Below are 14414 nucleotides of genomic sequence, written 5' to 3' on the forward strand. Positions count from 1 at the left end.
TATGTGAGCAAGCGCACCGTCTTTACCGCCGCCAGCGCCAATACTGTCCTTTCGAGATTATGGGAGGATATGATGGCTCATTCGGAGAACAAGGCCGATCCCGGCACCGCCAGCCAGCAGCGCGACATTCAGCAGCGCCAGGACCGCACCGACCGGCGCGCCGGCGACATCCCCGGCAGCAAACCGGTACAGACCACGCGTCACGAGTATCCCGGCACGCCGCTGCCCGCACAGCATCTGAGCAAGCCGGGAGTGGAGGCCGAGATGCGGCTCAAGCCGGAATTCATGGCGCCCGACTATTGCGGCAGCGGCAAGCTGGCCGGCATGGCGGCGATCATCACCGGCGGCGACTCCGGCATCGGCCGCGCGGTGGCGGTGCTGTTCGCGCGCGAAGGCGCGGACGTGGCCATCATTTATCTGGACGAGGATCGCGACGCGCAGGATACCAAGCGCCATGTGGAGGCCGAAGGCCAGGCCTGTCTGCTGTTGCGCGGCGACGTGCGCGACATGGGGTTCTGCCGCGACGCCGCCGAGCGCGCGCACGAGCGATTCGGCCGGCTCGACATCCTGGTCAACAACGCGGCCTTCCAGGAGCATGCGGAAAAGCTCACCGACCTGACCGAGGACCGCTTCGACATGACCATGAAGACCAATGTCTACGGCTACTTCCACATGGCCAAGGCGGTGCTGCCGTACCTGAAGCGCGGCGCGTCGATCATCAACACCGGTTCGGTGACGGGGCTGAAGGGTTCCAAGCATCTGCTGGACTACTCGACCACCAAGGGCGCGATCCATGCGTTCACCATGTCGCTGGCGGCCAACCTGCTGGAGATGGGCATCCGCGTCAACGCGGTGGCGCCGGGGCCGGTGTGGACGCCGCTCAATCCCGCCGACCAGTCGCCCGAGAAGATCACGTCGTTCGGCGCGGATACCGACATGAAGCGTCCGGCGCAGCCGCAGGAGCTGTCGCCGGCCTATGTGTTTTTGGCGGCGCCCTGCTGCTCCAGCTACATCAGCGGCGTGGTGTTGCCGGTTACCGGTTCGGTGGGAGAATAACCATGGCCACGCGCGCGTTGTGGAAGGGTGCGATCAGCTTCGGGCTGGTGCACATTCCCGTCGAGTTGTATTCGGCGGTGCAGGAACATGAGCTGGATCTGACGATGCTGGACCGGCGCGACTTTTCGCCGGTCGGCTATAAACGCTACAACAAGAAGACCGGCAAGGAAGTGACCTGGGACGATATCGTCAAAGGCTACGAGTACGAGGACAACGAATACGTGGTGCTGAGCGACGAGGATCTGAAGCGCGCCAATCCGGAGGCGACGCAGACCATCGACATCCAGGCCTTCGTCGACGCGGCCGACGTGCCGCTGACCCATTACGAGCATCCCTACAATCTGGCGCCATCCAAGGGCGGCGCGAAAGTCTACGCGCTGCTGCGCGAGACGCTGCGCAAGGCCGGCAAGATCGGCATCGCGACGGTGGTGATGCGCACCAAGCAGCATCTGTGCGCGCTGGTCTGCATCGACGACAAGATCGTGCTCAACACGCTGCGCTATGCGGCGGAGATCCGCGATACCGAGGAACTGAAGCTGCCGCCGGCGACCATGAAGGCGGCTGGCATCAGCGACAAGGAGCTGCAGATGGCGCTGTCGCTGGTCGAGGGCATGAGCGAGGAATGGAAGCCGGAGCAGTATCACGACACCTACAAGGACGATGTGCTGGCGCTGGTGAAGAAGAAGATCAAGGCCGGCCAGACCAAGACCATCACCGCGGCCGAGCCGGAAGCCAAGGCGCCGAAGTCGTCCAACGTGGTCGATCTGGTGGCGCTGCTGCAGGACAGCCTGGGCAAGCGTCCCGCCAAAAGCGCGACCAAGGCCAAGACGGCGACCGCCGCCAAGCCCGCCGCCGCCCGCAAGCCGGCAGCGCGCAAGGCTCCCGCCGCCTCTCGCAAGGCGGCATGATATGAATTAGTCGGCGCCCGGCTTGAAACCCAGCAGTTTCATCGCCGGCGCCAGTCCTTTCGCGGCCTTGGCGTAATCGTCCCACGGCGTATTGCCGACATCGAGCCGCGTGTGCACGGTGGCGACGGTCCAATGGTCGCCGCCGCGCAGCTCGCCCAATTCCTCCCACGTCACCGGCACCGAGATTCCCATACCGGGCCGCGCGCGCGCCGACCAGGCGCAGGCGGTGGTCGAGCCGCGCCCGTTGCGCAGGTAATCGATGAAGATCTTGCCGATGCGGTTACTCGGGCCGCTCTTCAGCACGAAGCGTTCCGGTATGTTCTGCGCCATGTGCGCGACGATCGCCTGCGAAAAGGCCTTAACGTCATCCCAGCCGTAGCCCGGCTTGATCGGCACCACCACGTGCAGGCCCTTGCCGCCGCTGGTCTTGAGGAAGGCCGGCAGGCCGAGATGATCGAGGAAGGCGTGCATCAGCTGCGCCGCCTCCTGCACCTGCGCCCAGGTGACGCCCTTGCCGGGGTCGAGGTCGAAGATCATGCGGTTCGGTTTTTCGTAGCTGGTGGCGTTGGCGTTCTGCGTGTGCAGTTCGACCACGTTCCACTGCGCCGCCGACAGCAATCCCTGCTCGGTCGAGACCTCCAGCATCGGCGGGTGCTCGGGATCGAGCGCTTGCTTGAGCTGCTTCACGCCGGGCAGCTTGTTGATCTCGGCGTGCTTCTGGAAGAACAGCTCGCCGCCGACGCCGGCCGGCGCGCGCACCAGCGACACCGGCCGCCCTTTCAGGTGCGGCAGCATCAGGTCGCCGACCAGCGCGTAGTAGCGCACCAGCGATATCTTGGTGGCGCCGCTTTGCTTGTCGATCACGCGGTCTGGATTGGTGACTTTGAGCGATGCCGGCAGTTTTCCTTGTAGGGTGGGTTCCACGGTTTTCTCCTCGGTCAGGTGGGCCGGCAGTTCGCGCGTGATGGCGCTGGCCTTCTTGTCCTTGCGCAGCCCTTGGAATACGGAGTGGCGGATCGAGCCGGAACGGGTCCATTCGCCGAAACTGACTTCCGCCACCAGCGTGGGCTTGAGCCAGTGCGCCTTCTTGTCGATCTCGCGGCTGGGGGCGAACGGATTTTTGTCGGTGGCCAGCTTGTCCATTTTGGCTTTGACGTCGGCCAGCGTGGCGGCGTTGAAGCCGGTGCCGACGTTGCCGGCGTATTGCAGCTTGCCGTCGGCGTCGTAGGTGCCGAGCAGCAGCGAGCCGAAGCCGCTGCGCGAGCCCTGGGGATCGGTATAGCCGCCGATGACGAATTCCTGCCGCTGGCCGCATTTGAGCTTGATCCAGGTGCCGCCACGGCGTGAGGTGTAGCGCGAGTCGCGGCGCTTGCCTATGATGCCTTCGAGGCCCATGCGGCAGGCGGCGGCCACCATCTCCTGCGGCGTGGCGTCCAGCGCCGCGCTGAAACGGACCGTATCGGTGGCGCGCTTGTTCATGATGTCTTGCAGGATGGCGCGGCGCTCTTCCAGAAGCACGTCGCGCAGGTCGCGGCCGTTGTGGAAAGGTATGTCGAACAGGAAGTATACGATGTCGCCGGGATTGGCTTCATCGAAGGCGTTTTGCAGCAGGCCGAAGTCGGGGCGGCCTTCGTCGTTGTGCACCACGATCTCGCCGTCGTACCAGCCGGTGGGGAGCTTCATCTTCTCCAACGCGGCGCGTAGCGGTTGCAGCTTGTGCGTCCAGTCGTTGCCGTTGCGGGTGAGCAGGCGGATGTCCTTGCCGTCGACGCGGGCCAGCAGGCGGTAGCCGTCGAACTTGATTTCGAACAGCCATTCCTCCGGCGATGGCGGCGGCGCATCGACCAGCGTCGCCAGCTGCGGCGACAGGCTGTCGGGCAGCGCCGCCTTGGGCGCTTCGGCCTGCGACGGCTTGGCCTTCGCGGCGGCGCCCTTGGCGGCGTCGCGTGGCGTGGCGGCGGCGTGCGGCCCGCCGGGCATTGGCAGCGCCTTGACGCTGTCCGGCATCTCGTCGACCACACTGAACTCCTCGGCCGGCCGGGCGTGATCGTCCTTCTCCTTAATCAGCAGCCACGGCTCCTGCTTCTCGCCCTTCCCCTTCATGCGCACCAGCACCCAGCGGCCGTGCATCTTGTGCCCTGTCAGCTCGAATTTGAGGTTGCCCGCCGCCAGCCCCTTGTGCGGATCGTCCAGCGGCCGCCAGATGCCCTTGTCCCAGATAATCACCTTGCCCGCGCCGTACTGCTTGGCCGGAATCGTCCCTTCGAAATCATTGTAGGAGATCGGATGATCCTCGACGTGCACCGCCATCCGCTTGTCATGGGTGTCATAGCTCGGCCCTTTGGGCACGGCCCAACTCATCATCACCCCGTCCAGCTCCAGCCGAAAGTCGTAGTGCAGCCGGCTGGCCCAATGCTTCTGGATGACGAACTTGAGCGCCTCGCCACCCAGGTCGCCGCCTTCGGCCGGTTCCGGGGTGATAGAGAAGTTGCGCTTGGCCTTGTAGGTTTTGAGGGAATCGTTCATTCCACCAGCGTATGCCGGTCCAGCGGCGCACACCGTGCGATGACGAACATGTAAGCGATTGTAAAGCCCTGTCAACGCATCCGAACCGGGCCGCGTTTTCTGCTCAGTGACACGGGAATTGTCCCGGGCCCTAAAATCAAACTGAATGAGGATCTTCACCATGAACAAACTTATCGCTACCCTGATCGCCGGCCTGTTCGCAACCGCTGCTTTTGCACAGACTCCAGCTCCAGCGCCAACTCCAGCCGCTGCCAAAGCCGAAGCCAAGGAAACCAAAGCCGTCGCCAAAGCCGACGCTAAAGAAACCAAAGCCGAGATCAAAGCCGAAGCCAAGACCCAAAAAGTCGCCGCTGAAGCCAACAAAGACGTAGCCGTCGCCAAAGCCGACGAAAAAGCCGACAAGGCCGATGCCCACGCCAAGGCCGCCAAGACCAAAGCCAAAGCCCATAACAAGGCAGCCAAGGAAGAAGGCGTCGCGGCACCAGTCGTCACCAAGTAATCCTCACGCCCGCGGCGGGCTACGGCCCGCCGGGACGAAAAAAAAGGCGGATCCTTTCGGATCCGCCTTTCTCATTTGCCTTGCGGATTACCGCTGCGCGATCGCCGGCTGGCCCGACGCTGTCGCGCCATCCCAACCGCCGCCCAGCGCGCGGATCAACGCCACCGTGGTCACCGCGCGATTGCCGCGCAATTGCACCGCGCTACGCTCGACCGCCGCCAGGTTGCGCTGCGCGTCCAGCAGATCCAGATAGCTGGAGCGGCCGGCATCGTACAGCTTCTGCGCCAGATCCGACGAACGGCGCGCCGACACCAGCGCATCTTCGATCTGCACCGTCTGGCCGGCCAGGATACGCAGGCCCGCCAGATTGTCTTCCACTTCCGCGAACGCCACCAGCACGTTCTGACGATAAGTGCCGACCGATTCTTCCAGCGCCGCTTCGCTGCGCGAGATGTTGGCCTTGTTGCGGCCACCATCGATCAACGGCATCGACATCAACGCACCCAGCACCCACGAACGGCTGCTCCACTTGAACACTTCCGCCACCGTGTTGCCGGAAGCGCCACCGGCGGCGGCGTTCAGGGTCAAGGCCGGGAACATCGCCGACTTGGCGACGCCGATGCGGGCGTTCGACGCTTCCATCGCGCGCTGTGCGGCGGCGATGTCGGGACGGCGTTCCAGCAGCGACGACGGCAGACCCGCCGGAATCGCCGGCATCAGCGACGTATCCAGCAGCGGGCTGACGCCGGCCGTGTAGCTGGCCGCCGGTTTGCCCAGCAGGACCGCCAGCGCATGCTCGGTGGTCACGCGTTGACGCTGCAGGCCGATGGCTTCGGCGCGGGTGGTCGCCAGTTCGGTCTTGGCGCGGGCCAGGTCGAATTCGCCGATGTCGCCCAGGTCGAAGCGACGCTGGTTGACCTTGACGTTTTCTTCGCGGGTCTGCACCGTGCGGTTCAGCGTATCCAGCTCGGCGTCGGTGGCGCGCAGACGGAAGTAAGTCTGCGCCACATCGGCTTGCACCGACAGCAGCACCGAACGATAGGTCGCTTCGATCGAAGCGGCGTCGTTGCGGGCGGCGCTGACGTTGGACGATACGCGGCCGAACAGATCGACCTCGTAGCTGGCCGTCAGGTTGGCCTGGAACACATTGCCCGGCGCGGTGACCGGAGCGCCGGCCGGCAGGCCGAGCGCCACGTTCGACTGCTGCTGGCGCGCCGCGCCGACGTTGACGCCGACTTGCGGAATGCGGTCGGCTTCGGCGATGCCGGCGATGGCGCGGGCCTGCTTGACGCGGGCGGCCGCCACGGCCAGGTTGGCGTTGGCCTTGGTGGCTTCCGCGATCAGCTCATTCAGGGCTGGATCGTTGAAAGCCAGCCACCACTCGCCGCGCGGCTGCGCTTCGGCGGCCTGCGCCTGTTTCCAGGTGCTGCCGTCGGCGGCGGTCTTCACCTCGGCCGATGGCAGTTGCGATTCCTTGAACGCGGTCGGCACTTCCACCACCGGCTGCTTGAATTCCGGCGCGGCGCATGCGGTCATCAGCAAGGCCGCCAGTACAGGCGCCACACCTTTTGCGATCATCTGCAGCTTATTCATATTAATGGCTTCCTTCCAGTTTCGCCGGGGCGGCATCGCCGGCCACGGCAGGTTTTTTCTTCTCCAGCTTCACGGCCAGCTTGCGCAGCAGGACGTAGAACACCGGCGTCAGGAACAGGCCGAAGAAGGTCACGCCCAGCATGCCGGCAAACACCGCCACACCCATCGCATGACGCATTTCGGCACCCGCGCCCTTCGAGAACACCAGTGGCAGCACACCCATGATGAAGGCGATCGACGTCATCAGGATCGGACGCAGACGCTGATGGGACGCTTCCAGCGCGGCATCGACGATGCTGCGGCCATGCAGTTCCAGTTCACGGGCGAATTCCACGATCAGAATCGCATTCTTCGACGCCAGCCCCACCAACACGAACAGCGCGATCTGCGTGAACACATTGTTGTCGCCATGGGTCAGCTTGACGCCCAGCAGAGCGCACAGGATCGACATCGGCACGATCAGGATCACCGCCAGCGGCAGGGTCCAGCTTTCATATTGAGCGGCCAGCACCAGGAACACCAGCAGCACGCACAGCGGGAACACGTAAATCATCGTGTTACCGGACAGGATGTCCTGGTAAACCAGCTCGGTCCACTCGTAGCCGATACCCTTAGGCAGGACTTCGTTGACGATCTTGGTCATCTCGGCCTGCGCTTCGCCGGTCGAGACGCCGGGTGCGGCGCCGCCGTTGATCTCGGCCGCGACGTAAGCGTTGTAGCGCTGTACGCGGTCCGGGCCATAGCTGTCCTTGACGCGCATCAGCGACGACAGCGGGATCATCTCGCCCTTGTTGTTGCGGACTTTCAGCTGGGCGATGTCTTCGGCGTGCGAACGGAACTGCTTGTCGGCCTGGACGCGCACCTGATAGGTACGGCCGAACTGATTGAAGTCGTTCACATACAGCGAGCCCAGATTGATCTGCAAGGTCTGGTAGATCGTTTGCAGCGGCACGCCCAGTTGCTTGGCCTTGGAGCGGTCGATGTCGGCGAAGAGCTGCGGCACGTTGATCTGGTAGCTCGAGAAGACGCCGGCCAGTTTCGGGTTCTGCCAGGCTTTCATCTGCACCGCCTGCACCGCTTTATACAGCTCGTCGTAACCCAGGTTGTCGCGGTCTTCGATCATCAGCTTGAAGCCGCCGGTGGTACCCAGGCCGCTGACAGGCGGCGGCGACAGCACCAGCACGAACGCACCTTCGATGGCGCCCATGCGCTTGTTCATTTCAGCGGCGATCGCCTCGGCCGATTCGCTGGCCTTGGTGCGCTCTTCGAACGGTTTCAGGCCGAGGAACACGATACCGGCGTTAGGCGCGTTGGTGAAGCCGTTGATCGACAGGCCAGGGAACGAGATCGAGTTGTCGACGCCTGGAATATCGGTGGCGATTTCCGACATCTTGCGGATCACGGCATCGGTACGGTCCAGCGAAGCGGCATCCGGCAGTTGCGCGAAGCCGATCAGGTAGCCCTTGTCTTGCGGCGGTACGAAGCCTGGCGGCACGACCTTGAACATGAAGCCTGCGGCGACGGCCAGCACGGCGTACACCACCAGCGAGCTGCCTTTGCGTTTCAATGCGCCCTTCACGCCGCTTTCGTAGTTGTGCGAAGCGCGGTTGAAGAAGCGGTTGAACCAGTTGAAGAAGCCGCCGAACACTTTGTCCATGACCCGGGTCAGCGGATCCTTCGGCGCATCGTGCGCACGCAACAGGGTCGCGGCCAGCGCCGGCGCCAGGGTCAGCGAGCTGAATGCCGAGATCACGGTCGAGATGGCGATGGTCAGCGCGAACTGTTTGTAGAACTGGCCGGACAGGCCCGAGACAAACGCGATCGGCACGAACACGGCGCACAGCACCAGCGCGATGGCGATGATCGGACCGCTCACCTCTTTCATCGCCTGGATGGTCGCGTCATGCGGCGTCAGGCCGTTTGAGATATTGCGCTCGACGTTTTCCACCACCACGATCGCATCATCGACCACGATACCGATCGCCAGCACAAGGCCGAACAGCGACAGCGTGTTGATCGAGAAGCCGAAGCCCAGCATCACGGCGAAGGTACCGACCACCGACACCGGCACGGCCAGCAGCGGAATCAGCGAAGCGCGCCAGGTTTGCAGGAAGATGATCACCACCAGCGCCACCAGGATCACCGCTTCGATCAGCGTGTGGATCACGGCGTCGATCGACTGGCGCACGAATTGGGTCGGGTCATATACAACGCTGTAAGTGACGCCTTCCGGGAAATCTTTCGACAGACGCGCCATCGTTGCGCGGACGTCGGTCGACAGTTGCAGCGCGTTGGCGTTCGGCGCTTCAAAAATAGGAATCGCCACCGCCGACTTGTTGTTCAGCAGCGAACGCAGGGCGTACGAGTTGGAACCCATCTCCATGCGCGCCACATCCTTCAGCAGCGTGACCGCGCCGTCGGCGTTGGTCTTCAGGATGATTTCGCCGAATTCTTCCGGCGTCTTCAGACGGCCTTGCGTGTTGACGGTCAGCTGGAAGTCCGCGCCCTGGCTTGGGCCCTGGCCGATCACACCCGCCGCGACCTGCACGTTCTGCTCGCGCACCGCGTCGACGACGTCGCCGGCGGTCAAGCCGCGCTGCGCCACTTTTTGCGGATCGAGCCAGACGCGCATCGCGTAGTCGCCGGAACCGAACAGCTGCACCTCGCCCATGCCGGGCAGGCGGGCCAGTTGGTCCTTGATGTTCAGCACCGCGTAGTTACGCAGATACAGGTCGTCGTAACGGCCGTTCGGCGACTGCAAGTGGACCACCATGGTCAGGTTGGGCGAGGCCTTGACGGTCGTCACGCCGATCTGGCGCACTTCTTCCGGCAGGCGTGGCAGCGCGCGCTGGACGCGGTTCTGCACTTGCGTTTCGGCCTGCTCGACGTTGGTGCCGATCTTGAAGGTGACGGTCAGCGCCAGCGCGCCGTCCGAGGTGTTTTGCGAGGACATGTAGAGCATGTTCTCGACGCCGTTGATCTGTTCCTCAAGCGGCGCGGCCACGGTTTCGGCGATGATCTTCGGATTCGCGCCCGGATACTGGGCGCGCACCACGATCGACGGCGGCACCACGTCCGGGTACTCCGAGATCGGCAGCTTGAAGATCGAGATCAAGCCGGCGACGAAGATGATAATCGACAGTACCGCCGCGAAAATCGGCTTGTCGACAAAAAATCGAGATATATTCATTGCTTATTCCTTTGCAGTGCCGGTCTTGGTCGCGACTGCGGCTACTTTTTCATCTTTTTTGACTTCAGGCTTGGCGGCCAGCGGATCCGAGTCCATCGCGACGATGGTCGGCGTGATCGGCGCGCCGGGCTTGACGCGCTGCAGGCCGTTGACGACGATCTTCTCGCCCGCCTTCAAGCCATCGCGCACCACGCGCAGGCCGTCGATCTGCGGGCCCAGGGTCACAGGGCGGTACTCGGCCTTGTTGTCCTTGCCGACCACGAACACGAACTTGCGATCCTGGTCGGTGCTGACGGCGCGCTCGTTGATCAGCAGCGCAGGCTTGGCGCCGGTGGAGCCGGACAGCTGCACGCGGGCGAACAGGCCTGGCACCAAAGCACCGTCGGTGTTGGTGAAGGTGGCGCGCATGCGCACCGAACCGCTGCGTGGATCGAGCTGGTTGTCGACGAATTCCAGCTTGCCCTCGTGCGGGAAGCCGGTTTCGTTGGCCAAGCCGATCTTCACCGATGCCGGCTTGCCCTGGTGGGCGGCGGCGCCGACGCGCAGATAGGTGTCTTCATCGCCGTCGAACGAGGCGTAGATCTGGTCCAGCGAGACCACCGAGGTCAGCACCGCCGAAGCGTCGACCAGGTTGCCCAGCGTGATTTCAGCTTTCGAGACGCGGCCGTTGATCGGCGACGTGACCTGGGTGTAGCTCAGGTTCAGCTTGGCCGATTCGTATTGCGCTTGCGCGGCGCGGGCATCGGCGTCCAGCTGTTTCAGGCTGGACGAACGCTCGTCGTATTCACGCTGGGCGATGGCTTTGTCGGCCAGCAGTTTCTCGGCGCGGGTCAGTTCCAGCCTGGCCAGGTCGGCCTTGGCGCGGGCCGAACCGGCGGCCGCTTCGGCGCGGTTGGCTTCAGCCTGGTAAGGACGGGCGTCGATGACGAACAGCGTCTCGCCCTTCTTGACCTGGCTGCCCGGCTTGAAGTTGATCGCGGTGATGAAGCCGCCGACGCGCGGACGGATCTGCACCTGCTCGATCGCCTCCAGGCGGCCCGAGAACTGCTGGGTTTCAGTGATGGTTTTCTCGACCACGGCGGCGGCCGAAATCGGCGGGCCGCCCGCGGCAGGTGCTTCGGCTGTCTTGCCGGTCGCTTCTTCGCAACCGGAGAGGCCGAAAACGGCCAGTCCCGCCAGCGCCATAGCGGCGGCCAGCGGCCGGGCTACGACGGTGAGTTGTTTAATGTTTTTCATGTTAATTCCCTTTTATATGAAAATATTTAATAAAAATGGCGGCACCGGCTACCCTCAACGAATTGCGAGAAAACACGGTACGAGCGCCCCGCTGGCAAGCCAGTGGGGACGTGACTACGGATACTGCTAAGGGTTCGGGCAAATCCTATGAAGCTGGCGGCGTCTCGGACCGTTCCAGGCCAGTGATGAAGCTGGCGATTTCTCCCAGCGCGTAGCATTTGCACGCGCAATCGTTGCGGGCCCCGGTTTCATGCAGGGGCGCCGGTGGCATCCGGTTGACGGTGGTTTCCACACCACACGACTTCAACTTGGCGCCATATTCTTCGGCTTCGTCGCGCAGCGGATCGTCTTCGGTCGACAGGATCAGCGCCGGCGGCAGGTTTTTCAGGCGGCTCGATTGCAGCGGCGACGCGTACGGGTGGGTACGGTCGGCGGCGTTCGGCAGGTAACCGCGGTAGGCCGCCGCGCAGGCGTCGGCCACGTCCAGCAGTTCCGGCGCCTGCTGGATTTCGCGCATCGAGCAGGTGCTCAGGCCGGGATCGAGCATCGGCATGATCAGGATCTGGCCGGCCAGCGCCGGACCGCCGCGATCGCGCGACATCAGCGCGCACACCGCCGCCAGATTGGCGCCGGCTTCGATGCCGGCCACCAGCAGGCGCTTGCCGCTCCAGCCCAGCTTGCTCTTGTTCTTCTTGGCCCACAACAGCACGGCGTGGGCGTCTTCCACCGCCGCCGGGAACGGGCTGGTGGTGGCCAGCGTGTAGCCGGCCGCCAGCACCGCCGTCGACTGGTTGGCGTCGGTCAGGTAGCGCAGGAATATGTCGGCGTCGTCCAGGTCGCCGCTGACAAAACCGCCGGCGTGGAAGAACACCAGCAGCGAGTCGCGCTTGGCGCCGGCGTCGCCGCTGGTGTACAGACGGGCCGGCAGCGGGCCTTCGGCGCCGCGCACTTCCAGGTCGCGGATCTTCAGCAGATCCGACAAGGGCTGCAAGTCGTCGGCCGGCCGGCTGCTCATTGACTCACCGTCTGCTCGGCGGACGACAGCAAGGCGGTGTCGGCGCACGCCACGGTGTCGCCGCTTTCAACCTGCTGGGTCAGGGCACGAAAGCCGCTCACTTCAGCCTTGGCCGTCTGCGAGTAGGCATCGGTATAGACGACGCCCGCCAGGGCGACCGAGGTCAGCGCCAGTGCGATCGTTGCAACAATTCCGTCCCGATATTTCATGATGAGTCCCTTTCCTTCTTTATTTCCATGGTGCAGTACAACAATCTTAAACTTGTTCTACAATCGGATAAATAGGGCAATGTTGAATTGATTGTTCAGGATCCTGAACAATAGGACGAAAGATGAATAAACTTCAAGCGATGGAAGTGTTTGTGCAGGTGGTCGACGCCGGCGGCTTCACGCGCGCCGCCGAAAACATGCAGCTGCCCAAGGCCACCGTCTCGACGCTGATCCTGTCGCTGGAGACGGCGCTGTCGGTCAAGCTGCTGCACCGGACCACCCGCCATGTCAGCGTCACCGCCGACGGCGCCGCCTATTATGAACGCTGTCTGCGCATCTTGTCGGATGTGCGCGAGGCCGAGGAATCGCTGTCGCGGACCCGGCTCAGCCCCAGCGGCCGGCTGCGGGTGGACGCGCCGACCGGTTTGTCCAGCGACGTGCTGGTGCCGGCGCTGCCCGACTTCTTCCAGCGCTACCCGGACATCCAGCTGGAGCTGGGCAGCAGCGACCGCACCGTCGACCTGGTCGAGGAAGGCGTCGACTGCGCGGTGCGCGGCGGCCAGCTGGTCGACTCCAGCCTGATCGCGCGCCGGGTCGGCATCCTGCACTTCACCACCTGCGCCACGCCGGAGTATCTGGCGCGCTTCGGCATGCCGGCACATCCGAACGACTTGCTGCGCCATCAATGCGTCAACTATTTTTCCGCGCGTACCGGTAAAATCTTCGACTGGGACTTTACGCGCGACGGCGAGCGGGTGCAGGTCGCCCTGCCCGGCATGATCGCCCTGAACGATACCAACTCTTATATCGCCGCCGGATTGGCGGGACTGGGCATCATCCAGATGTCGAACTTTCTGGTGGAACCGATGATCAAGGACGGCCGCTTCACCACCCTGCTCGACGACTGGACCAGCGACCCGCTGCCGATTCATGTGGTGTATCCACAAAACCGCCACCTGTCGGCCAAGGTACGGGTGTTCGTCGAATGGGTCGCCGAACTGTTTTCCAACCATCCTGGCATGCGCCTGCCGAAAGCCCCGCCGCCGGCGGCGCGCGCCACATCTTTTGAGGTTGCCATATGACCGCAGCACAAGAACCGCACCGCATCGTTTTCCTCGACCGCGACAGCGTCATCGCGACGATCCGCAAGCCCGCGTTCGCGCACGAGTGGACCGAGTACCCGGCCACGGCGGCGGCCGACGCCGCGCAGCGCTTGCTCGACGCGCGCGCCAGCATCGCCATCACCAACAAGGTGCCGCTGCGCGCCGCCGACCTGGATCGGTTGCCGGAGCTGAAGCTGATCGCGGTGGCCGCCACCGGCACCGACATCGTCGACCTGCAGGCGGCGCGCGAGCGCGGCATCGTGGTGTCGAACATCCGCAACTACGCGGTGCACACGCTGCCCGAGCACACCTTCGCGCTGATCCTGGCGCTGCGGCGCCAGCTGGTGGCCTACCGCGCCGACATCGAGGCCGGGCTGTGGCAAAAGTCCGAGCGTTTCTGCTTGTTCGGCCATCCGATCTCGGACCTGGCCGGCAGCCGTTTGGGGCTGGTGGGATATGGCGCGCTGGGCAAATCGGTGGCGCAGATCGCGCGCGCGTTCGGCATGGAGGTGGTGGTCTACAACCGCTCGCCGGTGGGCGACGAGGGCGTCACGCAGGTGTCGTTCGACGAGGTGCTGGAGACCTCGGACGTCATCAGCCTGCACCTGCCGCTGACCGACAAGACGCGCAACATGATCAGCGCCAAGGAGTTGATCCGCATGAAGCGCAACGCGCTGCTGATCAACACCGCGCGCGGCGGGCTGGTGGACGAGCAGGCGCTGGCGGACGCCTTGCGCGCCGGCGTGATCGCCGGCGCCGGCTTCGACGTGCTGGTGAAGGAACCGCCGCCGGCCGACAACCCGCTGCTCAACCTGCGGCTGCCGAACTTCATCCTGACGCCGCACTCGGCCTGGGCCAGCGCGCAGGCGATGCAGGTGCTGGTCGACCAGCTGATCGACAACGTCGAGGCATGGCAGGCCGGCAGCCCGCGCAACGTCGTTTAAGCGGCGGGGTCAAGTCTGACATTCGGACACAAGCGGCGGGGTCAGGTCTGACATTCGGACACGAGCTCTACCGTAGCGCGCTACGGTAGAGCTCGTGTCCGAATGTCAGACCTGACCCCGGGTTTATGACCCCGG

General features: G+C 64.2%; 11 protein-coding genes. 5 read left to right on the forward strand and 6 right to left on the reverse strand.

What is annotated here, in order from left to right:
- Positions 1-72 precede the first annotated feature (72 nt).
- On the forward strand, positions 73-1056 hold the full coding sequence (locus GW587_RS05005) for an SDR family oxidoreductase (RefSeq protein WP_166100436.1): 984 nt from the start codon (positions 73-75) through the stop codon (positions 1054-1056).
- A 2-nt stretch (positions 1057-1058) separates the two neighbouring features.
- Positions 1059-1964: a non-homologous end joining protein Ku gene (gene ku, locus GW587_RS05010; protein WP_166099384.1), complete on the forward strand. Its 906-nt coding sequence runs from the start codon at positions 1059-1061 to the stop codon at positions 1962-1964.
- Positions 1965-1970: 6 nt separating this feature from the next.
- Here the strand turns inward: ku and ligD are convergent, their stop codons facing one another.
- A complete protein-coding gene (ligD, locus tag GW587_RS05015; protein WP_166099387.1) occupies positions 1971-4490 on the reverse strand; it encodes a DNA ligase D in 2520 nt (839 codons plus the stop codon).
- A gap of 160 nt (positions 4491-4650) precedes the next feature.
- On the opposite strand from ligD, the gene GW587_RS05020 reads away from it, so the two are divergent.
- Positions 4651-4989: a hypothetical protein gene (locus tag GW587_RS05020; protein WP_166099389.1), complete on the forward strand. Its 339-nt coding sequence runs from the start codon at positions 4651-4653 to the stop codon at positions 4987-4989.
- A gap of 87 nt (positions 4990-5076) precedes the next feature.
- Here the strand turns inward: GW587_RS05020 and GW587_RS05025 are convergent, their stop codons facing one another.
- The 5 genes from GW587_RS05025 to GW587_RS05045 form a co-directional block, all read right to left on the reverse strand.
- Positions 5077-6582: an efflux transporter outer membrane subunit gene (locus tag GW587_RS05025; protein WP_166099392.1), complete on the reverse strand. Its 1506-nt coding sequence runs from the start codon at positions 6580-6582 to the stop codon at positions 5077-5079.
- Between the two features lies 1 nt (position 6583).
- Entirely contained in the window at positions 6584-9772 is a 3189-nt protein-coding gene (locus tag GW587_RS05030; RefSeq protein ID WP_166099395.1) for an efflux RND transporter permease subunit, read from the reverse strand.
- Positions 9773-9775: 3 nt separating this feature from the next.
- The gene (locus GW587_RS05035) at positions 9776-11008 is read right to left on the reverse strand and encodes an efflux RND transporter periplasmic adaptor subunit (RefSeq protein ID WP_166099397.1); all 1233 of its coding nucleotides are present in this window, start codon (positions 11006-11008) and stop codon (positions 9776-9778) included.
- A 145-nt stretch (positions 11009-11153) separates the two neighbouring features.
- Positions 11154-12023 carry an alpha/beta hydrolase gene (locus tag GW587_RS05040; protein WP_166099400.1) on the reverse strand — a complete coding sequence of 290 codons (870 nt, stop codon included), beginning with the start codon at positions 12021-12023 and terminating at the stop codon, positions 11154-11156.
- Positions 12020-12232, reverse strand: a complete 213-nt coding sequence (locus GW587_RS05045; RefSeq protein WP_166099401.1) for a hypothetical protein — start codon at positions 12230-12232, stop codon at positions 12020-12022. The genes GW587_RS05040 and GW587_RS05045 overlap by 4 nt, the downstream gene beginning before the upstream one ends.
- A 122-nt stretch (positions 12233-12354) precedes the next feature.
- Between GW587_RS05045 and GW587_RS05050 the strand changes: the two genes are divergently transcribed.
- A complete protein-coding gene (locus GW587_RS05050) occupies positions 12355-13314 on the forward strand; it encodes a LysR family transcriptional regulator (protein WP_166099403.1) in 960 nt (319 codons plus the stop codon).
- The gene (locus GW587_RS05055) at positions 13311-14279 is read left to right on the forward strand and encodes a D-2-hydroxyacid dehydrogenase (RefSeq protein ID WP_166099404.1); all 969 of its coding nucleotides are present in this window, start codon (positions 13311-13313) and stop codon (positions 14277-14279) included. Before GW587_RS05050 ends, GW587_RS05055 begins: the two co-directional genes overlap by 4 nt.
- Positions 14280-14414 lie beyond the last annotated feature (135 nt).

This window comes from Duganella aceris, from assembly GCF_011090165.1.
GTDB lineage: Bacteria > Pseudomonadota > Gammaproteobacteria > Burkholderiales > Burkholderiaceae_D > Rugamonas > Rugamonas aceris.